Raw genomic sequence first — 23,005 nt, forward strand, 5'->3', positions numbered from 1 at the left:
GTGAATAAATCACGGGATGACAGGGGAAAATGATCCACGCAACAATGCCTCCCGTGGCTTGGGAACTAGATCCAGCATAAAGCGAGATATATCGAGCTTTTTATACCTGTATTTTTTTACTGGATCCCGTGGTCAAGCCACGGGACGACACCATTGATTAAACTAACACACATTTCATACACCCCTCTTCCATCCCCACCAACTTTGCTTTAAATATCTGCCCTATTGCTAGTGGTTCGTCTAGCTTTACCGGTATGAAATTCTCAGTGTGGGCGATGTTATTATTCTCTACCAACAATTCTACTTTCTGCCCTATATGCTTCTTGAAAAACTCAGCTAATTGTATCTGCCCTTCTTGTCTTAGAATTTCAGCTCTTTCTTTTCTGATAGCTTTCGGTACTTGCGGCATACGAGTCGCCGGTGTTCCCTCACGCTCCGAATACGGAAAAACATGTAAATATTGCAGCTCCGCTTCTGCAATTAACTTCCTCGTATTTTCAAACATTTCAGGGGTTTCCGTTGGAAAACCTGCTATAATATCAGCTCCAAACGATACTTCAGGTCTAATAGCTCGCAGCTTATTACAAAACTCGATTATTTCAGCCCTATTATGCCGTCTTTTCATCCGCTTTAATATCATATCGTCACCTGCTTGTAAACTAATATGAAAATGGGGCATTATCCTTTTTTCATTATAGGCTAAAAGCTCAAAAAGCTCATCATCTATTTCGGCTACATCTACCGAAGATAGCCGAAGCCTTTTCAGCTCAGGCACTAGATTCAAAACACGCTTAATCATCTGTGCAAAGGTCGGGCTTCCAGGCAAATCACCACCATAAGCTGTAACATCAACGCCAGTAAAAACCACTTCCTTAAAGCCGTTTAATACTAAATGCTTCACTTGTTCGGCTATAGCTCCGATCGCTATTGACCTGTTTCTACCTCTACCATAGGGAATTATGCAAAAAGTACAATTATGATCACAACCATTTTGCACCTGAATAAAAGCCCGCGATTTGCCATCAAAACTACTAATTAGATGGCTTGCGGTCTCTTTCACCGACATTATATCGTTAACGACTATTTTTTCATCATTAATTTGGTAGTGACTTGGCAGCAGCTTCTCTTCATTACCTATAACCTTATCAACTTCAGGCATATTGCCATACATTTTAGGGTTAGTTTGAGCACTACAACCGGTGACAATAATTTTTAAATCAGGATTATTTTTTTTAGCGGCACGAATAGCCCCTCGTGCTTGTTTTTCAGCAGATTTAGTTACTGCACAAGTATTAAATACTGCAACATTATCAAGCCCTGAAGCTGCAAGGTTTTTTCTTATTATCTCACTTTCATAAATATTAAGGCGGCAACCAAATGTTACTATTTCTTGCTTCAGATTACTCACAATAATATACCCCTTGAGCTACCATCGTAGCCGGTCCTTGCATTATTATATTATCATTTTCCTCTTTCATAATAAGGCTACCATGTTTAAAAACAACTTCACATGGTGAATGAATAAAGCCGAGTTTTAAACCAGCCGCAAAGCTACCGCAAGCACCACTACCACAAGCAAGAGTTAGTCCTGCTCCACGCTCCCAAACCGACAAGTAAATTTTATTATCTTGAACCTCAGCAAAATTAACGTTAACACCGTCTATAAACAAATCTTTATCCTGTAATTTCTCACCGACAATTTTTTGATCTTGTAGCTCTAGCTTACTAAAAATAACTAAATGCGGATTACCAACATCAACACAAATTGTTTCTTTCAAATCAATCATATAACGCTCAGCAAACTCCCAAATTTTATCACGACTCGGCATCCAAGATTCATTAAAACTAACACCACCTATATTAACGCTAATATTATTTTCATCTATAACATGACACAGCAATTTTTTATTACCCACCATTACAGTAATATCTTTTTTGCCTGTATCAAGATAGATCAATTTTGCTAAACATCTTGTAGCATTACCGCATAATTTAGCACTAGAACCATCAATATTATAGATAATCATTTCGTAAGAATTATTTTGTTCTTCGTAAATAATAAATTGATCGCATCCAATACCTAAATGACGTTCTGCCATACTTTTTGCCAGTTGTGATAAATCGTATGTACCCGTTAAATCTTGCTTGTTAATAATAACGAAATCATTACCAAGCCCATGCATTTTTACACAGTTAATCTTACTACTCATAATGTAATTCTAATATTTAAGATTGTATTATAGCAAATTTCTTGGAATTTAGTAAATAAATAAGTATATCATATTTTATCAATAACAAACTTAACAAAAAAGAAAGGAAAGTTCTATAATTAATTAAGCCAGATATAATCAATTTTTAATCTCTCAGGGTTTAATTCCCCGAAGCTCTGCTTCGTGATATCATAAGAAACAACTAAAACTTTTTTAGATACCTCGTAGCTCTGCTGCGAGGAGCATCATTTAAATATAGATATATCATGGCTCATTTAACGATAGATGAAAGATTTAAAATATACGAAATGAATAAGAGTGGTTATAGCTCGCGATATATAGGGACAAAGATTGGCCGTGATAAAAGCACTATATGTTATGAACTCAAGAGAATGAGGCATAATTATAGACCAGATAGGGCTAACACACTTGCTTGCAGTTTAAGGCAAGGTAAGAGAAAAAGAAAATTAGATATTGATAATAATTTACGAGCAGAAATAATAAAGCAGTTAACACAGGGTATTTCACCAGATATAATTTCAGGTAGACGTAAACTATCACGAGATACTGTCAATATTTCTACAGAGAGTATATACCAGTTTATTTATACATCTCCTATAGCACAAAGGCAAAAATTATATTTATCTTTAGCAAGAAAAAGGAAAAATAGGTTGCATCATGGTACAAGAATCAGAAACAAAAGAATTACAATACCAAATCGAGTTTCCATTACTGAAAGACCAGAGATAAATAGAAAGATAGCAGCAATAGGTCATTTAGAAGGTGATTTAACTTTTAACAAAGGTAATCAAAGTCGTAATATAGGCGCTCTTGTGGATATCAGAACACAAAAAGTGTTTCTCACTTTAAACCGTTCAAAAAGAACACAAGATGTGATTGGTAACATGAATAAAAAACTTAAACAATTGTCGCATATAATCAAAAGCATAACGTTAGATAATGGCAAAGAATTTACCAATCATGAACAACTATTGCCAAAATCTGAACGAAAAGTATATTTTTGCAATCCTTATTCTCCATGGCAAAAACCATTGATAGAGAAGATTAACTCAATGGTGCACAGAGTATACTCTAAATCTTTAGATATAAAAAAATTAACAATAAAGCAATTACAAGAAATTGAGGATTTTTTAAATAATTTACCAAGAAAAGTGCTCGGTTATAAAACACCCAATGAGGTATGGGAAGAAAATATAAATCTGGCTTAATTAATACTGGAATTTACCGAAATGAAGATAATAAATATTATGCTAAGCCGTGATCTTGGTGGCATACAGCAAGCATTTTTAGATTACAGCAATGCTTTAAAAATACAAAATATTGAGGTAATAAATGTTACCTCCTACAAGGCAAAAATAAATTCGTTTATACCTAGCAATTTTAAGCTCCCTAATTTATTACCTATTGATTTAATTTCAGTTCTTATTCTTAAATATATAATTTATAAAACCAAGCCTGATATTATTATAGCTCATGGCAATAGAGCAATAAATTTTAGTAAACTTGCTAAAACATCTAACATTAGATTAATTGGAATTGCTCATAACTATAGCCTAAAGGGACTACTTAAATGCGATTTTGTTATTGCCCTAACGTATCATATGAAAGAGCATTTATTGAAAAATAACTTTTCTGAATCTAAAATATTTATCCTGCCAAATATGATAAATATAACCAAAGAATTTACCCCTAATAAATCATATAAAAAACCGGTGGTAATTGGCGTATTAGCAAGGTTCGTAGCTAAAAAAGGTGTTGATGTTTTTATCAATAGCATTAAAATTTTACAGAACAAAAACTATGAAATTCAAGCAGTTATAGGTGGTAATGGAGAGAAACAAGACAACATAACTGCTTTAGTAAATAAGCTTAATTTACAAAATAAAATATCATTTACAGGATGGGTTAATGACAAAGATAAATTCTTTGAGCAAATTGATATTTTTTGCCTCCCATCACTACATGAACCGTTTGGGATCATATTACTTGAGGCAATGGAGCATAGCCTACCTATAGTTAGTACAAATACCGAAGGTCCTAGCGAAATCTTAAAACATATGCAAGACGGGCTAATTTGCAAAGCCGACTCCCCAGAAGATTTAGCCGAAAAAATTGCGTATCTAATAGACAACCCACAAAAAGCAAAAGAACTTTCCCAAAAAGCTTATCTAAAACTAACTCAAACCTATAATATTAAAATTATTTCAAAGAAGTTAGTAACATTACTGAAGTTTTGACAAACAATTTTTAATGATGCTCCTCGCAGCAGAGCTACGAGGTATCTAAAAAAGTTTTAGTTGTTTCTTATGATATCACGCAGCAGAGCTTCGGGGAATTAAACCCTGAGAGATTAATTACTAGCAATTTAGTTTTTGCAAAATGGAATACTATTTTTAAAGATGAAATGACTACGTCAGCAGTTATTGACAGATTGGTTCACCATTCTTCAATTCTTGAACTCAATACTGAAAGTTATAGAATCGCTACAGCTAAAGGCAAAAAATTAACTATAAAATCGGAGGATAATAATGTAACACTTTAGACAATATTTTTTACTCAAAAATGGGTAATTTTAATATTCGTCATGGGTAATTCTAATGTTCGTTCATCATTCGTACATATTCACGAATTACCTCATCATTAACGTTACCTACAGTTTCTACAAAAAAACTTTGCGTCCAAAGTTTACCACCCCAAAAATATTTACGTTTTATTTGTGGATAAAGCTTGAAAAAATTTCTTGCAGATATGCTTTTTATTATTTGCATAATATACGACGGAGAAACTTTTGGCTTAGATTTTACTACCATATGAATATGATCAGTAGGTATCTCTAACTCCACTATTTCTATATTATAATCGTAACCAATCTTCTTTATTATTAACCTTAAGCTTTCTCTATAAGGTTCAATAAACACTTTATGACGATATTTTGGTATCCACACAAAGTGATACATTATTCTAAAAACATGATGACTATTACGCCTCAATTCCATTCTACTAAATTATAATATGCCAACGCTTATATTATAACGCTATCCATCTAGGGAGCAAGCTCCCTAGATTTTCGCTATGCGGTTAAATTTGGGAAGTCAAAATTATTGATGGATAAATTTCAAACAAATGATCCAAATAAAGATGAGGATTATATGTTATTCGTAATGCTAGCGTACAACATATTGTATCATGCACAATCTTCAGTTAAGGCAAGGAAAGTAAGGGCATGGGATAAAAAAATCAATAGCAATATGTTGTCTCCAAGTGAAGTTTATAGATCTATAGCTAACGCGGAAAGGTTTTTACCATAGTTTTTGTATTTACTCACATATTCACCAGATCTAAATCCTATTAAACATTGCTGGACTAACTTTAAAAACTGTTTACGTAAAATTATTGATCAATGCCTAAGTTTTTCCTAATCTGTGGTAAAAACATTTCCGTGTTAGCTATATGCCACAAATTTCCCTTGAAGAAATATTAGAAAAGTCTATATCCAGAGGGATACCAGATCATAGAAATATTAGAAATAATCATCAGGTCAAACCATTTGCACCAGTAATACGCAAAAGTAATAAACATGGTAAGTTGGAAATTACAATAAAATCAAGTTTTGATGGAAGTAATCAAATTACCAAAACCTCATTTAATCTCTCAGGGTTTAATTCCCCGAAGCTCTGCTTCGTGATATACTACTTGAATGGAAGAAAGCAGTTATGTACATAAGAGTCATAATGTCACAGTACTAATATATCATTTAGTAACGCCGGCAAAGTATAGAAGAGTAATATTCAATCAAGAACCAGATGATTATTTGTGTAAAATTTGTGAGCACATAGAAGATCGTTATGAAATTAGATTTTTAGAAATAGGAGTAGATAAAGATCACGTACATTTTTTATTACAGTCAATACCAATGTATAGCCCAACCAAAATAACTCAAATCATAAAAAGTATTACTTCTAAGAAAATGTTTGAGAAATATCCAAATCTTAAAGAAAAATTATGGGGAAGTGAGTTTTGGAGTAAAGGATATTTTATGAGCACAGTAGGTAAACATGGTGATGAGCAGAAATTACGTAATTATGTACAGAATCAAGGTTCAGGCAAACCTTCTTATAAAGTCCGTCCGCCAAAACTCTACAAGCCTTATAGATAATATGGTTTTAAGACAAGAAGTAATACAACAATCCGTAAGAAAATGATAAAATATGGTCATAAACCTTATGGATTTCAGTCAATGCCAATAGACAACATTATCAAATCGCAAGAACAAGGGAAACTGTTTGGTTATAAATTAAAAGAAGAATTAAACCCAAATAATAAGCTATATAAATTAAGAGAATTAATAAATTGGTCTAGGCTCGAAGAGTGGTTATCAAAAAATGTTTGTATTAAGAAATTTGGTAGAAATAGAAAATGTCATAGAGTGATGCTTGGCATAACGATGCTACAAGCAATGTATAATTTTTCAGATTCATTATCAGAGGAAGAGCTAAAAGAGAATATGTATTGGCAGTATTTCTGCGGGTGGGAATATATAGAAAAAGACATAGCTATCTCGGAAACTAGTATACGACGGTTTCGTAGTGTATTAGGTGAAGCTGGATATAATGAGATATTATCGGAGTTGATCAGGGTTGGGATAAAAACTAACACAATTAAAAAAAAAGATTTGGAATTAATCATCGCTGATACGACTGTACAAATTAAGAATATCAAACACCCACACGATGTTTATTTAATGGATAAAGCTAGGCTTAGCATAGTAAAGCTTTGCAACAGTTTGGGTATACATTTGAATGAAACATACGCTAGAACCTATAAACGCGATATAGTAAAGCTATGGAAATATAAAGAACATAGTAAAGCCAAGAAGCGTTGGAAAATAATGAAGCATTTAAAAATATTACTGGGTCGTTTGATTAGAGTATGTGAGCGTGAGATCAAAAATAAGCAATTAAACTTGTCTCTCAAAAATCAAGAAGTATTGCAAAAAATAAAACAAATACATAACCAATCTGTTTTAAAAAGAGAAGCTAAAAAGCAATATAAAGAAGATAACAAAGTATTATATAGTTTTCATGCCCCTGAAGTAGAGTGTATAGGAAAGGGAAAACGCAACAAGCCATATGAGTTTGGCAATAAAGTAGCGGTAGTAGTAAGTGGTCGTAGAAATTTTGTTTTATCCGCAAAATCGTTTCATAATAATCCTTATGATGGTCATACATTGCATCAGAGCTTTGAAGCAGTAGAGAGTGTCACTGGAATCAAGATAAAGAAATCATTTGTTGATCTTGGGTATAGTGGTAGCAATGTAAAGGAGAAGAGTAAGGTATATACCCCAAAAACGCGGAAGAAGTTGTTACAAGAGGACAAGTCTATGATCAAGAGACGCAGTGCCATAGAACCAATAATAGGTCACTTAAAGCAATATGGTCGGATGGGTAGAAACTTCTTGAAAGGTATGATAGGAGATATTATCAATCCAATAATCTCTGCTATTGGTTTGAATTTACGATGCATTGCAAATCATTTACAAATCGTGTCTAACTCCACATAAATCAAAAATATCATCATGCAAAAACTAGATGAACGATAAAAAATCGTTAACAATAGCTCCATATCAAAATTAGACCAACACAGAAATGTATCAGTAAAAATTAACATAACTTATTAATTTTTATTGAAAATCTTAGCAATTTGTTGTCAAAACTCTATCCCATTACAAATGATCAGGATTTGAAGTGTTTTTGGCGGATAGACTATAAAGCATTTCAACAAAAACAGTTAAAGCTTTTTGGATAGATACCTCGTAGCTCTGCTGCGAGGAGCATCATTAAAAAGCTAGCATTACCCAATAATATTAGTGAGTATAAACCAGCAATATTAGACAAAATTGCTACAGTTTTTGATACATTATGTACCCAAATAGAATAAATAAATTTTGTTATTACTAAAAAAGTATAAAAAAATTGGAATACATTTCTCCTTATGGAAAGGATTTTGTCAAAACTTCAGTAGTAAGAAATTAGCTATTGAAAAGAATAATGAAATCTTGTATCTTGAATATGTATCTGACAGTCAAAATTTAACTGACCATCAGGTGCGAAATTTATAGTGTCTGTAAGATCAAATCTTGACTTCTACAACTAAACAAAGAGGTTAGTAAAAACTTTTTGGGTCGATATCTATTTTTATATGACAAAAAGAGGGGATTTTAATCAGCTCTAACCAAAATTTTAAATATTTTTGCAGATTAAATTTTTTATCAGCAATAATAAGTATTCGAAAGCGATATTTACCAGCAAGTTTTGACATTAACGAGCTTGCTGGTCCTAAAATTTTCACCTGTGCTTCTGGAGCAATTCGTACCATGTTCTTAGCAATTTCTAAAATTTTATGCTCATTTATGCCGGATAAAATTACTGATGCCATTTTTGAGAATGGCGGCATATCGGCAGCTTTCCGCACTTCTAACTCATTGACAAAAAAGTTATCTTCCCGCTCATCTTTAATATAGCTAAAAATAATATTATCAGGATAATAACTTTGTAAATATACCATACCTTTAGAATTTCCACGCCCTGCTCTACCCCCTACTTGATGAAGCAACTGAAAAGCCCTCTCACTTGATCTAAGATCAGCATGATTACTCCCAAGGTCAGCGTCAACTACTCCAACTAAAGTAAGATTTGGAAAATGATAACCTTTTGTTATCATTTGCGTTCCTATTAATATATCAATTTCTAGATTTTCCATTTGATGTAGAAGCTGAGCTATCTTTTCTGGATTTTTAACATGATCCTTACTTATCACAGCAATTTTACTATTTGGAAAAAGTGTTTTTGCCTCTTCCTCTATCCTTTCTATTCCAGGACCGCAAATAGCTAGAGATTCATCTTCTAAGCATTCAGGGCAAGAGTTAAAAATCTTACTTTGATAACCACAATGATGACATTCAAGCTTTTTGGAGTTTTTATGCACTACCATCCAACTAGAGCAATATTTACAAGTAAATCTATGACCGCAAGATTTACATAGCATTAAAGGGGCATAGCCTCTTCTATTAAGGAATAAAAGCGTTTGCTCTTTATTTTCTAGATTATTCTTGATGGCTTTTATTAGAATATTAGACAAATAACAATTTTTAGGTAGCTCTTCCTTTGTCATGTCAATCATTTCAATATTCGGTAAAACAGCGTTTTTATATCTACTACTTAAGTTAATTAAACTATATTTTCCTATATTGGCATTATACATTGTCTCAATAGAAGGCGTTGCCGAACATAAAACTATTTGTGCTTTATCAAACGTACTTCTAACTATAGCAGTATCTCTTGCATTATATAACACACCATCATCTTGCTTATAAGAATCGTCATGCTCTTCATCAATAACTATTAACCCAAGGTTTTTAAAAGGCAAAAACAAGCTACTCCTAGCCCCAATTACTATCTTAACTTTATCCTCTAATATACCTCTTAAAATCATTTTCTTTTGAGCTGTTGTAACACTCGAATTCCATATTATAGGATCAAACCCACAACGCTCCTTAAAACGATTAATAATTTGCGTGCTTAGTGCTATTTCTGGAAGCATCACAAGTGCTTGCTTACCTTTCGCTAAATATTCTGCTATTAGATGAAAATAAACTTCTGTTTTACCTGAACCAGTAACACCTTTAATAAGAATTGGTTTATTACTATCATTTAACATTTGTAACGCCTGTTTTTGCTCTTCTGATAAATCAGGCAACGTAAAATTATTATTTATTTTCTGTTCTTTAACTTTAATTGGCTTTTCGGCTATATCTACTGGTAATACTAATTTAGCTATGCTACCAAGCTCAGCCATGTAGTAATTACTCATCCATTTAATTAAGTCTAAAACTTCTGAAGTTATAGTTAAATTTAACGGTACTTTTTCTTTTATAGTTTTTAACTTTTTTACCTCAGGAACATTAGCAAATTCCCATACTATGCCGGTTAATTCCTTATTTCTAAAAGGCACTACAACAAGATCACCTATATTTAATGATAAATCTTCAGGGATTAAGTAATCTAGAGGAAATAATTTTACTGCTGATAATAATATCTTCGCTATTTGCATATATAATTTGTTTTATATAATTTTTTTTATTATATACTAAACTAATAAATTATAAAACTGAAGTTTTGACAAAAAATTTTTAATGATGCTCCTCGCAGCAGAGCTACGAGGTATCTAAAAAAGTTTTAGTTGTTTCTTATGATATCACGAAGCAGAGCTTCGGGGAATTAAACCCTGAGAGATTAAAAAAAGTGGCGAGTGTATCAATCTATAATTTGTATTATATATCAAATAATTTACTTTAAATTGTAGAAATATCGCTTTTAAGCTGATAAAAGCACTAAATATTTAACTTTAAATATAAATTTTTACTTTAGTCAGAAAAATTAGAATTTTGGTCAAAACTTCAGTATAAAAACATCGATGAAAAAAATTATCATAGCAATTTCTGGAGCTTCAGGAGCAATATATGGGATTCGTTTGCTTGAAGTATTAAAAGAACAAAATATAGAAACTCATTTAGTTATTTCAGATGGAGCCGCTCTTACTATAAAAGCTGAAACTGAATATTCTATAGAAAAGGTAAAAGCTCTTGCAAATCATCACTATAGCAATAAAGATATAGGAGCTGCTATTGCAAGTGGTTCGTTTAAAACTTCTGGCATGATAATAGCACCATGCAGTATGAGGACTTTAGCTAGCGTTGCTCATGCAATGGAAGATAATTTAATTACTAGAGCAGCAGGAGTAGTATTAAAAGATAAAAGAAAGCTCGTTTTAATGACTCGCGAAACACCTCTGCATATAGGACATATTGAAAATATGCTGAAAGTAGCAAATTATGGCGGAATTATAGCACCACCAATTCCGGCTTTTTATAGCAAACCTAAAGAGATAGATGATATAGTAAACCACTCTATCGCTAGAGTTTTAGACCTTTTCGATATCGAAACTAATCTGATTAAAAGATGGAGTGGGCTTTAAGTGAAAACTAGTTAGTACTATTATTGTTTTTGGTATAATATATAATTTTATGAATAGATGATATACATATGGTAAATAGTGCAAAAATAGCCAAGGGTGGTAAAATTTCTATACCGGCTTCATATAGAAAACAATTACATTTAAAAGAAGGTGATAAAGTAGTATTTATTCTTAAAGAAAATGAGATGATAATTTCTCCATTAAGCATAGCATTAAAAAAATCTCGTAATATTATTAATAAATATTACTCTCCTGAAGAAAGTTTAGTAGATAAAATGATGCTCCTCGCAGCAGAGCTACGAGGTATCTAAAAAAGTTTTAGTTGTTTCTTATGATATCACGAAGCAGAGCTTCGGGGAATTAAACCCTGAGAGATTAATACGTAAATACTTACGTGCCGTTTTTACACTCATACCTGCTTTTGCAGCAGAAATTATCTGATTATATTTTTTGATCTTTTGCATTAAAATACCTACTTGGTTATTTGTACATGTCATCAGTAATTCTCGAATAATATTTAAATATTTAAAAATAAATTTTTATTCGATTTTACTGTCCATAGTTACTTCTTTTTTATAGGTAATTTTAATGTTCGTTGAGGGTAATTCTAATATTCGTTAGTCAACATATACGAGTCTTTTGCAATGATTGTGTAAATTTTTGTTGAGCCTATATTAGAAGTAATTAAAAATATAGGTAACAGAAATGCAAATAGAGAAGAATAAAAAAATAAATGAAGCAATAGATTTGCTGATAGAAGGCGGAGTAGATTTAAAAACAGTACTAAGTCAGAATGGATTAATTAAGGAATTAACCAAGGGTATTTTAGAGCGAGCACTGCATGCTGAGATGTCAGAACATTTAGGTTATAGCAAGTATGATAGAGCTGAAACTGAGAATGCGAGGAATGGTAGTTTTAGTAAGAATCTGATTAGTGAGAATGGTACTATAGAGATAAATGTTCCAAGAGACAGACAAGGTAAATTTGAACCTATAATAGTCTCAAAGAAACAAACAAGAATAGATGGCTTAGACCAAAAGATAATATCCTTATATGCGAAGGGTATGAGTGTGTCTGATATTAAAACACAATTGCAAGAATTATATGGAGCTGAGATCAGTGAGAGCCTAATCAGCAGGATTACAGATGAAGTAATAGATGAGGTCAAGATTTGGCAGAGTAGACCTCTTGAATCAGTATACCCTATAGTATATTTTGACTGTTTAGTAGTGAAAGTAAGACAAGATAAACTTATTATTAATAAATCAGTATATGTAGCTTTAGGAATAGATTTATCTGGCAGAAAGGATATTTTAGGCTTATGGATAAGTGAGAATGAAGGAGCTAAATTTTGGCTTGGTAATTTTACTGAAATGAAGCATCGAGGAGTAAAAGATATCTTAATTGCTTGTAGTGATAATCTAACTGGTATGTCTGATGCTATTGCATCAGTATATCCGAAAACTGAACATCAAATTTGTATTGTCCATCAGATCAGGAATAGCCTCAAATATGTATCATATAAAGATAGAAAGCAATTAGCAGCGGATTTGAAACTAATCTATACTTCTGCTACTGAAAAAGAAGCAGAATTAGCTCTTGAGTCATTTGATCAAAAATGGAGTAAGCAATATCCGCATATAGCTAAATCTTGGTATAATAATTGGGATAATTTGATAATTTTCTTGCAATATCCAAAGGAGATTCGTAAGATTATTTAGTCCGTCCGCCAAAACTCTAAAAGCCTTATAGGCAATAGGGTTTTAAGGCAAAAATGCATAGTAAAATCCATAAGAAAATGAAAGGTTTTATATCAAAAGCTTATGGAAATACAAAAAAATGACAATAAAAAAATGAATGCATTTTGGGAAATAGTGTGGTTTTTAATACAAAAATTTAAAATCAGCCCTCAAAATTAGAGTAATTTGCTCTAAAATCGCACTATTTTTGGAAATTAGTGACACAAGTGATATTTTTTAGAGTTTTGGCGGAGGGACTATTTACACTACAAATGCGATAGAATCGCTGAATAGCCAATTGAGAAAAGTTACTAAGAATAAACGCATCTTTCCAAATGATGACGCAGTATTTAAAGTTTTATATCTGACAATTGATTATATTACCAAAAAATGGTCTATGCCTATCCCCAATTGGAATGAAGCTATGGCTCATTTTATGATCAAATTTGATGGTAGAATTTAATGGTTCACGAAATTTACACAATTGATGAGACAGAGCCACATATACTGATTTATTAATAATAAGTTTATCTTGTCTTACTTTCACTACTAAACAGTCAAAATATACTATAGGGTATACTGATTCAAGAGGTCTACTCTGCCAAATCTTGACCTCATCTATTACTTCCAGGAGTTTCGCACTTAGCAAAATTGTGTATTAGTTAGAAGCCATTTAATGTTGTTCTGAATTGATGTTTTTATAACTTCCCAAGTTTGTTGATATAAAGTAATGTTTTCATTTATCCTCCTTTTGTTCATATCAAGCCAGGCCAATACAGCAAGGCAAATATGATTTCTTTGAGCTCGACCCGTGCGTGCCTGACAGCATTCAATACCACAAGTTTGTTTCAATTCTCGATGATAAACTTCTATAGACCAACGCGCCTTAACAATTTTCTCTATTTGCTCACGTGTAGGATTCTCTAAATTAGTTGTTATGTAATCAATGCGACCATTTTTTGCCACAAACTTAAATACCGTAACCCAACCGTATCCACGTAGGTGAATTTTTAGCCCTTCATCGGGAATCTCTAAAGTTTCCAAGCTAACATTACGATTAACTTTTCTATTTTTTCTTAGGTTGGTAACCCATATCCAACCTAAATTACGTATATGTTTTAAATTATCCAAACCACTATACCAAGCATCCATAACTATAGCATCAGGCTTGATACCTCTTTCTTTAGCTAAAGTAAGCATATCACAAAAATGCTCGTTCTTTGTTTTACCATCAGTTTCTTTATCATATATTCTATAATCTACAGGAGTAGATTGATCAATTTGAGTATTGTAATGCAGTAAGTTTACCATTCCTATACCAGGTATAACATCATGTACAGCCCCAGAATATTGATAATTTACAAGCTCGATCCTCTTACTGTATTGCTTTGACAATAAGGTGTCATCTCCCACTAATAAACAAGGATCTTCCAGATCAATATATTTTGACACTTTGCTATAGATTTCGCTAGGGCGAAAATCCTTACTCTTTAACCATCGACTTGCACTATCGTGCGATAGATCTAATGGACTTACTTCAGATAATGCTTTGCTAGTATATCTTACACTACTTGCTTGTAAGAATGATTTATATAAATCTTTGCTACATTTTGATCTTGTCATTTTTATCTAAAACTATTTTTCTCTAGATTAGCATATTATTTGCTAAGTGCGAAACTCCTGACTTCATCTGTAATCCTGCTGATTAGGCTCTCACTGATCTCAGCTCCATATAATTCTTGCAATTGTGTTTTAATATCAGACACACTCATAACCTGAATTCTGGATTAATCTAGGTTTGGAAGTAAGTATTTACAAGGGATAGAAGATACTCTATATAATTTTTAGCAAAAAAACAAGAGTATCCCCATGAAGAAAGATATTACTGCATTATTTTGTTTTGTCGATGATTTTTGTAAAATTAGCGAGCAGTGGATTAATAAATCATTTCTACCATTAATTAATAAAAACCCTACAAGAAAGCCTGAAATAAGCTATTCTGAGCTGTTAACGGAAAGTTCTATAATTAATCTCTCAGGGTTTAATTCCCCGAAGCTCTGCTTCGTGATATCATAAGAAACAACTAAAACTTTTTTAGATACCTCGTAGCTCTGCTGCGAGGAGCATCATTATACTAAAAAATAGAATGAACCTAGAGCATACAAGGCATAGATCTCCTGTTAATTTCTTGGTGCATATTCTAGCTTGTGTTACTTCTTATGCTATCACTAAATCTCGTATAAAACTTGATGCTTTAGCTCCAGAACAACTGCTCTTATCCTAAATTGGCGTTTATATCATAACTTATAAGTTTGGCTATCTTTTTGTCAAAACTTCAGTTTAAAGAAATGCACGAGCTATATGGGTATGCCATAAAAGAACAAATGCGTTTTTTTAGCTACGGCGATGCAACACTTTTGTACAGAAAAGTATAAATTTAAATATATCCTAAAAACTTCTTGATTAGAATTTGGATGAAATAAAAGAATATCACAGCAGCACAGCAGATCATGATACTTATTTGCATAAGCTGCGGAGGCTGCTTTGTGATATTTGACGTTTCAGTAGAAGAAGGTTTGTAAATAAATCCTAATATTTTGATAAGATACAAGCTTGAAAATATACTACTAATTATTATAACAGCCATCACGATAAACTGATTCTGCTCGGCTGCTGCCAGTAAAATCGAGAATTTACTTATGAAGCCGCTTAAAACCGGAATACCGATTAACGATAATGACGATATTAATATCATAAAAGAAATCAATGGGAATTCTTTTGAAGTACCTGTTAAATCCTGCACTTGATTGGCTTTCTTTAGGCTATAAATACTTCCCATACTATAAAATAAACAAATCTTTGTAAAAGAATGCGATACTAAATGCAGAGTTGCAGCGGCTAAGGACTTAGGCGTTAGCATAAAAGCACTAAGTAACGCTATGCCTAATTGGTTCATGGTGGAATAGGCAAGTATTTTCTTGATATTATCCGTTCCGAAAGCTTTAAATGTGCTATAAAAAATACTTACTATTGGGATAAAAATCAACCAGTTAAACGCTCCAAATATTTCTTGTAAGTACGATAAGCCAAATATATATACTAAAATTTTATAAATACAAAATAAACCAGTTTTTACTACTATCACTGCATGCAGTAAGCTACTAACGGGATAATGTGCAACCATTGCTGCGGGAAGCCATGAATGTACTGGAAAAATCGCTGTCTTTGCAATACCGAAAATAAACATTAGCAATAAAAGAATAGACTGATTTTTAGAAAAATGCTCTAGCATTAGTCCTTTACTTCCGAAATCCCCATTACCGATTTTAGCATAAATGATTATAATAGCCGGCAAAAATAACATGATTCCGGTGATCATCAAAATTTTTAAATATTTATATAATCCCGTAAGTACTATATTATTTTTAGTATGCCCTATTAAAAAAGCCGTAGAAATTGTTACAAGCTCATAACAAATAAACATCGTAAACAGGTTACTAGATAGTGCAATTAAGCTACCTATGAGAATAGTTAGATTAAAGAAGAATAAAAACCTTGAAGAGTTTTCTATATTATTAATAGCAAGATATTGAGGAGTGTAAAGCAGCGAGCAAATCCATAAAAAGCTGATTAAGCTTAAGAAGATAAGCCCTAAAGGTTCAAGATGAAAACCTATAAAATAATTACCGAAAATATGGAACTTAAACCCTGCCCTTACGTCTTTTAAAAACACCCAATCAATAATCAGAACATTACTAAAGAAAAAAATCCCGATAGCAATAAGTAAAAAATTACGTGTAAAACTATCTTCTTTAGTCACAAACGGACTAGTTAAATTCAGCATACCAACTAGTAAAGTTGATAGAATCAAAAGATTCGGAGTAGTAAATTGTGCTAGCATGTTATTATGTTTTTATTAGTTATCAACGCCATTGCGAGAAGATGCCTAGCCAAGGTGTGGCAATCTCAGGAGTTTATTTTGTGTCATCTAGTTAGCTTTTCCGGCGTTGTTACGTATCTCGAAAAGCATCTTTAGTAGCATACTGTGGCGGCATTGCCTGCGTGGATCGAAAAATGCCCTATATGTCATTCCTACGAAAGCAGGAATCTAGTATAAAGCGAGCTTTTAATCTCTCAGGGTTTAATTCCCCGAAGCTCTGCTTCGTGATATCATAAGAAACAACTAAAACTTTTTTAGATACCTCGTAGCTCTGCTGCGAGGAGCATCATTTTTAAAAATTTGCTGTATTTATGCTTTTTTTCCTGGATTCCTGCTTTCGCAGGAATGACATCGGAATCACGCAACAATGCCGCCACGGGATGACACCGAAGATACTCTCGGCTTATACAAGTAATAACATCAAAAGCTTTTTCCTGAAGTTTTGACAAAAAATTTTTAATGATGCTCCTCGCAGCAGAGCTACGAGGTATCTAAAAAAGTTTTAGTTGTTTCTTATGATATCACGAAGCAGAGCTTCGGGGAATTAAACCCTGAGAGATTAAAAAAAGTGGCGAGTGTATCAATCTATAATTTGTATTATATATCCAATAATTTACTTTAAATTGTAGAAATATCGCCTTTAAGCTGATAACAGCACTAAATATTTAACTTTAAATATAATTTTTTACTTTAGTCAGAAAAATTAGAATTTTTGTCAAAACTTCAGTTTTTCTTTTCTTAAGTTGATTCTTGCTTTTGCAAAAATAAAAGTTTCACCATTTTATAGTGATAGAATAATGATCCTACCGAGCTTAGTAAAATTATTATAAAATCTAATAATAGATTTTGCTTTAAAAATAATTCTAGAATACTTACCTTAACAAAAAATAACGGACTAATTGGCAAGCCGCTGCTACAAATTACAGCTATTATTACTAAAACTTGGTTTGGTTTTTTCTGATATGCTTCTTTATAAGCAGCAATTAGACAAAGAGCTATTTTATTTACACTATCTATAATCAATAAACATGGTAAAATTTTCATACCGCTATCGGTAACATATAATAAAAATACATAGCCTATTTGAGTAATACACGAATAGACTATAATTTTCTTAAAATTCTCAGCTTTATAAGCAAAATATGGAGCTATGATAAGCGTCAATAAAGCAATAGGTCTTATAAAATGGTTAATTGCTAGTTTAATCGTTTCATAATTTATAATGAGATAGGTAAATTTATATATTATATATACACCTATTATTGTCGAAATTCCTGCCAAATATACTAAAATCACCGAGGCAGTAGCACTATAAGCTCTCATCATCCAAAAATGCATAGGGAAAAAAGCAGTCTTTAAAATAACCCCTATTAAGAAAAATCCTATAGATAAAGTTACAATACGTGAATTAGAATATTTTTGTAAAAATCTGGCTACATCTAGCATATTTAAACTACCGGTAATACTTAGCAGAAAGCCTATGGCCATAAGAATTAAGGTTGCACCGATACTACCCATTATTAAATAATCAAGAGCACCGATTAAGGATTTATGGTTACCACCGCTAGCTATCAAAACATAACTACTAAGTGCTGAAATCTCTATAAACACATATAAATTAAAGAAATCATTAGTACTAACCATTCCTAAATAACCCATATGAGCAAACAACAATATGGCGTAAAATAAAGCTCTTCTATTGTGATTAATATATTTTAGGATAGTTTGGTTAGTGAGGTTATAGCAAAAAATTAGAAAGAATAATAAAACCGAATTAAGGTAAACAATAATAGCTTGATTCAAAGAGGTTAGATAATACTCAATTCCAATAGACGAAGTCCACCCTCCCATCACATAAGAAATCTCAGTATTTTTTACAATAGAATATCCATAAATACTAATTATAAAGCTTGTTAAAATAGAGCAGATAGTAATGATTCGAGTTAATAAAATAAAACGAAAAAATACTGTCGCAAGTAATGCACCTGCAAATGGGAATAATATTTGTAAGATAGGAAAATGCTTAGCTAAGATCATGGGTTTTTATTCAAAACTGATTCGGTGTCATACCGTGGCTTGTCCACGGTATCCAGAAAATAATAAAAAATACTAATTTTATAAGTATTTTTAACTGGATCCCGTGAAGAAATCACGGGATGACAATACATAAATAACATACTAGAAATATATCTATGTATCAAAACTAATTTCGTTTTCTGATATTGTACCAAAATGTTTATAAATTTGATATATGAGACTTAGAGCTACGCTAAGTGTTGCAAAGCCCACTACTATAGCTGTTAGCATCAATACGTGAGGCAATGGGCTGGTGTAGGTAGTGACGCCTTCTTGCATAATAGGTACAATACCTGTTTTAACTTTACCCAAAGCTAAATAAAAAACTAATACTGAACTTTGAAAAACCCCAAGTCCAATAACCTTATGAATATAATTATGGCTTGTAAGCATTATAAACAAACCCGAAGTAAGTAATATTAAAGCAAAAAAATATATTAAGTGGGACATAAAATTGTCATCCCGTGGCTTGACTACGGGATCCAGTCTTTTAATCAAAATTTTTTCTGGATCCCGTGGACAAGCCACGGGATGACAGAACTCAGTCGGCTCTAAAAGATTCATTGAATATACAAGTAATCTTTTTACCTTTACGCACAGCAAGTTTTGGGAATACTTGTTCAAGAATAACTAAATTAGGGTTATCTGGAGCGAGGCGATAATTTACTAAAGACTCACGCAGTGAATCATCTACAGCAAAAATACCAGGAATTTCAGAATTTTTATCTCTAAATTGTAGATAGGTGAATTCGCCATCGTCAAAAATTTTAATAGGAGCTATTTCTTCACTACCGCTAATATAATAGTTGAAGTTATATTTTTCTGGATGATTAAGATCAGGGGTTGCTGAAGAGGCAATATAAGTTTGCATGTGACCACCAGCATTATCATTTTCATCATCAGGATAGAGGAACTTGACGTTAAAAACCATTTCTGGATCACGCATATCAAGAGTTTCAGCAGCGTATAGTTCAAAGAAATATGTTCGTTTATTAGTAATTAAAGTCATATTAGTAGTGGCATCCTGCTCCATCGGTTTAATAAAAATCCTATGACCTGCAGGTACTATTTGCCAAGAAGTAGTATCACCCATAGAGATACTCACTATTTCTTCATCTCTTGCAAGTTCTATACTTGCTTGATAGCCGTAATATCCTGTAAATTTAAAAACATCATCAGGGTTATAAACCATAACTCTTAAACGAGAATCTTGCCCCAAAGGTCTTGACTCTCTAATAGCAAATATATTTAATGTAAAAAATATAATTGTAAAAAATATTATTAATCGCTTCATATTATTTCTGGTTTTTATCTTTTAATAATTTTAGCTTATAACTGGTAACAGTAAAGTTAAATGGAGCATTAGGCGGAAGATTTGCACTGATAGAATCCATTATATAACCTATTTTTGCTTCCCATAACATATTTTCTAAAACTTCCCCTGCACTATTTTTAGCTAATGACTCAAAAGTAACAACTACTTCATTATTATTTATATTCTGAATTGATGTTATACTAATTGAACGCCTATATAATTTTTGATATCGCATAACCGGTGATAGTGGGTTATCAATATTCATAAAATTAGCAAATTGCATATAAACAATACTTGTAGAACTATTTTTAATAAAGACAAATTGTTGTTTTAATAAATCATAATTATATTCTTCTCGCTGTAGCACATAATTTTTGAGCATAATATTAGCAACAGAACCATAAGGATCACGCAATGTAGATTCTTTAGTATTAGTAATAGTAGCTTGTTTTTCGGTACTAGATCTTATCAAGTAGCTTATTTTTTCGTTTATAGGTAATAATACATCAATATTTATACAAATTATAGCAAGTAATAATGTAAATGTTGCACATGCTAAAAGTAAAAGAGACCTACTACTCAACGGCACTACATATTTAAAGCTGTACCATTTTCTTGCATCACTAAAATATTCGCCGGATTTAACATATTCTTGTACGGCACTAAGTACTGGATCCATAATTATTTAGTAATTGATGTGTATTTTTATTCCCATAACCTTAGCATAATTATTTTAATATAATTATCATTTGTTAATTTAATTTAAGATCATTTAAGTTATAAAATAACTTTATATTGTTGCTACAATACCAAAATACTACTTAATTGTAAAATGATGCTCCTCGCAGCAGAGCTACAAGGTATCTAAAAAAGTTTTAGTTGTTTCTTATGATATCACGAAGCAGAGCTTCGGGGAATTAAACCCTGAGAGATTAAAATAAATAATTTATAAATTTAAATTATACAATAATAATTATTGATGGTAATAATATTGCATCAATATTATTGTTATATAATGTTTACAATCTTTTTAATATTTTTTTACACTTAAAATAAATTTTTGTAAAAAATGCTTGTGAACAATTATATACTAAGCTAATTTAAACTAGGTAATAAAATAAACCACTATTATATATTTAAGATGTTAAAATTATTCAAGTTTTGGGTGTTATTAATTATGCTTTCACAATTATTATCATGTACACCCTCAGCACCTTACGAAATTAAAAGCCCGTGCGTTGCAGCTGAAATTAATGATGAAGCAGAGTTAAGTATGAATCCTTGTGTAAGAAGACCGGTTAATTCTATAATAGATATAGCATAAATATATCAATGACACTTATTTCGCTAGTAACCGTTTAATATAACAATAGAAGTATGTTAGATAATATATTCGGCTCCTTTAAATCAAGTGATAAAGCACAAAATGATGCAAAGAGCGAGCAAAACCAAGCAAATCCGCTAAAGATAACTCAAAATTGGTATGAAGAACGTGCTGATAAGCTGATTGTTCAACGTAGCTTATTAATAATATTACTGATAATATTATCAATTTTTATGGTAATATCTACTTTAGTAATAGCTTTTGTAGTAAAATCTAAACAGTTTGATCCTTTTGTCATTCAACTTGATGACACTACCGGTCGTGCATCAGTAGTAGAGCCTATTTCATCACCAGTGCTTACTGCAGATGAGTCTCTTACAAGATATTTTATAAAAAAATATATAAATGCAAGGGAAACATATAATTTTGTTGATTTCACTACCTTGGCACGCACTACTATAAGATTACTTTCAACTAGTAATGTTTTTTATGGTTATCTTGGGTATATAAGAGATAAGAACAACGATCCAAGTTTAAAGTATCAGGAAAATAATACGACTTATTTAGTAGTAAAGTCATGGTCAAAAATTGCCTCAGACAAATATATAGTTAGATTTTCCGTAAATGAAGCAACAGGAAATCAAACAGTTTATAATAAAATAGCAGTGGTAAGTTATACTTACGTACCAATGCAATTAACAGATTCAGAACTTGATATAAATCCTGTAGGATTTCAAGTTAACGGATATAGGGTAGACGATGATAATAGTTAGATTTTGTTTTTTAATTTTTATATACTTAAGTGGCTTAATAGCTAATGCTGACTGTCCACTTTTAGAAAATGATCCATGTAGTAATATCAGTAATAATTATTTGGATGATTTATCTATAACTAGGGATAATAGGATACAAACATATATATATAATCCTAATGAAGTTTATTTATTAACACTGCATTTCGGTTTTCAAGCACATATAGAATTTGCTAAAAATGAAGAAGTTCAAAATATCATTCTTGGAGACGCCTATGCGTGGAAACTAACTCCTATTGGTAATCGTTTATTTATCAAACCTCTTGAAAAATATATTCGTACTAATATGACTATCATAACTAACAAAAGAACATATGAATTTGATATTTCTTCTGTTGAGTTAATGGAAGGGCATGAGAAAGAGTTAGTATATGTAATTAAATTTGACTATTCTAAGAATAGAACAAGCAATCATTACATGGCACGATACTAGTATAGTTTACGTCATTGCGAACGACTGCAAGGAGTGCGGCAATCTCATAAAGCAAACTCCTGAGATTGCCACGTCGATTCTACGATGCTCTTCGCAATGAC

The 23,005-nt window shown here is 31.8% G+C and carries 23 protein-coding genes and 6 pseudogenes; 16 read left to right on the forward strand and 13 right to left on the reverse strand.

The features are described 5' to 3' along the window. Positions 1-157 precede the first annotated feature (157 nt). Together mtaB and dapF are read right to left on the reverse strand one after the other, a co-directional pair. On the reverse strand, positions 158-1,411 hold the full coding sequence (gene mtaB, locus AAHI98_RS13590; RefSeq protein ID WP_342226224.1) for a tRNA (N(6)-L-threonylcarbamoyladenosine(37)-C(2))-methylthiotransferase MtaB: 1,254 nt from the start codon (positions 1,409-1,411) through the stop codon (positions 158-160). Then, positions 1,401-2,210 (reverse strand): diaminopimelate epimerase, encoded by an 810-nt coding sequence (dapF, locus tag AAHI98_RS13595; protein ID WP_342226098.1) that lies wholly within the window; start codon positions 2,208-2,210, stop codon positions 1,401-1,403. Before dapF ends, mtaB begins: the two co-directional genes overlap by 11 nt. Positions 2,211-2,476: 266 nt before the next feature. Here dapF and AAHI98_RS13600 point away from each other — a divergent pair, with 266 nt between their 5' ends. The 3 genes from AAHI98_RS13600 (at position 2,477) to AAHI98_RS13610 (ending at position 4,773) form a co-directional block, all read left to right on the forward strand. Then, positions 2,477-3,439, forward strand: a complete 963-nt coding sequence (locus tag AAHI98_RS13600; RefSeq protein ID WP_342224646.1) for an IS30 family transposase — start codon at positions 2,477-2,479, stop codon at positions 3,437-3,439. 21 nt (positions 3,440-3,460) lie between these two features. Then, positions 3,461-4,468, forward strand: coding sequence for a glycosyltransferase family 4 protein (locus AAHI98_RS13605; protein WP_342226099.1), 1,008 nt, complete (start codon positions 3,461-3,463; stop codon positions 4,466-4,468). Between the two features lie 116 nt (positions 4,469-4,584). Next, positions 4,585-4,773, forward strand: coding sequence for an ATP-binding protein (locus AAHI98_RS13610; RefSeq protein ID WP_342226225.1), 189 nt, complete (start codon positions 4,585-4,587; stop codon positions 4,771-4,773). A 52-nt stretch (positions 4,774-4,825) separates the two neighbouring features. On the opposite strand, the gene tnpA (AAHI98_RS13615) is transcribed toward AAHI98_RS13610, so the two are convergent. Next, positions 4,826-5,227, reverse strand: coding sequence for an IS200/IS605 family transposase (tnpA, locus tag AAHI98_RS13615; protein ID WP_342226100.1), 402 nt, complete (start codon positions 5,225-5,227; stop codon positions 4,826-4,828). Positions 5,228-5,335: 108 nt separating this feature from the next. Between tnpA (AAHI98_RS13615) and AAHI98_RS13620 the strand changes: the two genes are divergently transcribed. From AAHI98_RS13620 to AAHI98_RS13630, 3 genes are all read left to right on the forward strand, one after another. After that, positions 5,336-5,539, forward strand: a complete 204-nt coding sequence (locus AAHI98_RS13620) for a hypothetical protein (protein WP_342226101.1) — start codon at positions 5,336-5,338, stop codon at positions 5,537-5,539. Positions 5,540-5,928: 389 nt separating this feature from the next. Next, positions 5,929-6,387, forward strand: coding sequence for an IS200/IS605 family transposase (gene tnpA / locus AAHI98_RS13625; RefSeq protein WP_342226102.1), 459 nt, complete (start codon positions 5,929-5,931; stop codon positions 6,385-6,387). 42 nt (positions 6,388-6,429) lie between these two features. Beyond that, positions 6,430-7,791, forward strand: coding sequence for an IS5 family transposase (locus AAHI98_RS13630; RefSeq protein ID WP_342224717.1), 1,362 nt, complete (start codon positions 6,430-6,432; stop codon positions 7,789-7,791). A gap of 602 nt (positions 7,792-8,393) precedes the next feature. Here the strand turns inward: AAHI98_RS13630 and AAHI98_RS13635 are convergent. Then, positions 8,394-10,340 (reverse strand): primosomal protein N', encoded by a 1,947-nt coding sequence (locus AAHI98_RS13635; RefSeq protein ID WP_342226103.1) that lies wholly within the window; start codon positions 10,338-10,340, stop codon positions 8,394-8,396. Between the two features lie 363 nt (positions 10,341-10,703). Between AAHI98_RS13635 and AAHI98_RS13640 the strand changes: the two genes are divergently transcribed. After that, positions 10,704-11,264 (forward strand): UbiX family flavin prenyltransferase, encoded by a 561-nt coding sequence (locus AAHI98_RS13640; protein ID WP_011477588.1) that lies wholly within the window; start codon positions 10,704-10,706, stop codon positions 11,262-11,264. Between the two features lie 68 nt (positions 11,265-11,332). Next, positions 11,333-11,575, forward strand: a complete 243-nt coding sequence (locus AAHI98_RS18285) for an AbrB/MazE/SpoVT family DNA-binding domain-containing protein (RefSeq protein ID WP_410526239.1) — start codon at positions 11,333-11,335, stop codon at positions 11,573-11,575. A gap of 18 nt (positions 11,576-11,593) precedes the next feature. On the opposite strand, the gene AAHI98_RS13650 is transcribed toward AAHI98_RS18285, so the two are convergent. Next, positions 11,594-11,761 (reverse strand): hypothetical protein, encoded by a 168-nt coding sequence (locus tag AAHI98_RS13650; RefSeq protein WP_342226104.1) that lies wholly within the window; start codon positions 11,759-11,761, stop codon positions 11,594-11,596. 208 nt (positions 11,762-11,969) lie between these two features. On the opposite strand from AAHI98_RS13650, the pseudogene AAHI98_RS13655 reads away from it, so the two are divergent. Together AAHI98_RS13655 and AAHI98_RS13660 are read left to right on the forward strand one after the other, a co-directional pair. Then, positions 11,970-12,983, forward strand: a pseudogene (locus AAHI98_RS13655) (IS256 family transposase); the annotation flags it as partial. A 280-nt stretch (positions 12,984-13,263) separates the two neighbouring features. Further along, positions 13,264-13,467: pseudogene (locus AAHI98_RS13660) on the forward strand (transposase); the annotation flags it as partial. Positions 13,468-13,485: 18 nt separating this feature from the next. Here AAHI98_RS13660 and AAHI98_RS13665 read toward each other — a convergent pair. Then, a pseudogene (locus AAHI98_RS13665) lies at positions 13,486-13,629 on the reverse strand (transposase); the annotation flags it as partial. A gap of 17 nt (positions 13,630-13,646) precedes the next feature. Then, positions 13,647-14,627 carry an IS701 family transposase gene (locus tag AAHI98_RS13670; protein ID WP_342224656.1) on the reverse strand — a complete coding sequence of 327 codons (981 nt, stop codon included), beginning with the start codon at positions 14,625-14,627 and terminating at the stop codon, positions 13,647-13,649. Positions 14,628-14,873: 246 nt separating this feature from the next. Between AAHI98_RS13670 and AAHI98_RS18790 the strand changes: the two are divergent. From AAHI98_RS18790 to AAHI98_RS13675, 3 pseudogenes are all read left to right on the forward strand, one after another. After that, a pseudogene (locus AAHI98_RS18790) lies at positions 14,874-15,017 on the forward strand (IS982 family transposase); the annotation flags it as partial. A 121-nt stretch (positions 15,018-15,138) separates the two neighbouring features. After that, positions 15,139-15,288: pseudogene (locus tag AAHI98_RS18795) on the forward strand (IS982 family transposase); the annotation flags it as partial. Positions 15,289-15,343: 55 nt separating this feature from the next. Then, a pseudogene (locus tag AAHI98_RS13675) lies at positions 15,344-15,439 on the forward strand (S-adenosylmethionine:tRNA ribosyltransferase-isomerase); the annotation flags it as partial. Positions 15,440-15,441: 2 nt separating this feature from the next. Here the strand turns inward: AAHI98_RS13675 and AAHI98_RS13680 are convergent. The 6 genes from AAHI98_RS13680 to AAHI98_RS13710 all read right to left on the reverse strand — a co-directional run bounded on the left by AAHI98_RS13680 (position 15,442) and on the right by AAHI98_RS13710 (position 21,014). Continuing rightward, positions 15,442-16,905: a proton-conducting transporter transmembrane domain-containing protein gene (locus AAHI98_RS13680; RefSeq protein ID WP_342226106.1), complete on the reverse strand. Its 1,464-nt coding sequence runs from the start codon at positions 16,903-16,905 to the stop codon at positions 15,442-15,444. A 293-nt stretch (positions 16,906-17,198) separates the two neighbouring features. Then, positions 17,199-17,393, reverse strand: coding sequence for a hypothetical protein (locus tag AAHI98_RS13685; RefSeq protein ID WP_342226107.1), 195 nt, complete (start codon positions 17,391-17,393; stop codon positions 17,199-17,201). Positions 17,394-17,682: 289 nt separating this feature from the next. Next, entirely contained in the window at positions 17,683-18,981 is a 1,299-nt protein-coding gene (locus AAHI98_RS13690) for a proton-conducting transporter transmembrane domain-containing protein (RefSeq protein ID WP_342226108.1), read from the reverse strand. A 153-nt stretch (positions 18,982-19,134) separates the two neighbouring features. Next, entirely contained in the window at positions 19,135-19,470 is a 336-nt protein-coding gene (locus AAHI98_RS13700) for a Na+/H+ antiporter subunit C (protein WP_342226109.1), read from the reverse strand. A gap of 91 nt (positions 19,471-19,561) precedes the next feature. Then, on the reverse strand, positions 19,562-20,314 hold the full coding sequence (virB9, locus tag AAHI98_RS13705; RefSeq protein ID WP_342226110.1) for a P-type conjugative transfer protein VirB9: 753 nt from the start codon (positions 20,312-20,314) through the stop codon (positions 19,562-19,564). A 1-nt stretch (position 20,315) separates the two neighbouring features. Further along, the gene (locus AAHI98_RS13710; protein ID WP_342226111.1) at positions 20,316-21,014 is read right to left on the reverse strand and encodes a VirB8/TrbF family protein; all 699 of its coding nucleotides are present in this window, start codon (positions 21,012-21,014) and stop codon (positions 20,316-20,318) included. Between the two features lie 462 nt (positions 21,015-21,476). Here AAHI98_RS13710 and AAHI98_RS13715 point away from each other — a divergent pair, with 462 nt between their 5' ends. Genes AAHI98_RS13715 through AAHI98_RS13725 form a run of 3 tightly spaced genes read left to right on the forward strand, consistent with a single transcriptional unit; the run spans position 21,477 to position 22,904 of the window. Further along, the gene (locus AAHI98_RS13715) at positions 21,477-21,659 is read left to right on the forward strand and encodes a DUF2706 domain-containing protein (RefSeq protein WP_342226112.1); all 183 of its coding nucleotides are present in this window, start codon (positions 21,477-21,479) and stop codon (positions 21,657-21,659) included. Between the two features lie 53 nt (positions 21,660-21,712). Then, on the forward strand, positions 21,713-22,432 hold the full coding sequence (locus AAHI98_RS13720; protein ID WP_342226113.1) for a VirB8 family type IV secretion system protein: 720 nt from the start codon (positions 21,713-21,715) through the stop codon (positions 22,430-22,432). Then, positions 22,419-22,904 carry a TrbG/VirB9 family P-type conjugative transfer protein gene (locus tag AAHI98_RS13725; protein ID WP_342226114.1) on the forward strand — a complete coding sequence of 162 codons (486 nt, stop codon included), beginning with the start codon at positions 22,419-22,421 and terminating at the stop codon, positions 22,902-22,904. Before AAHI98_RS13720 ends, AAHI98_RS13725 begins: the two co-directional genes overlap by 14 nt. Positions 22,905-23,005 lie beyond the last annotated feature (101 nt).

It is taken from the genome of Rickettsia endosymbiont of Urophora cardui (assembly GCF_964030725.1).
Lineage (GTDB): Bacteria > Pseudomonadota > Alphaproteobacteria > Rickettsiales > Rickettsiaceae > Rickettsia.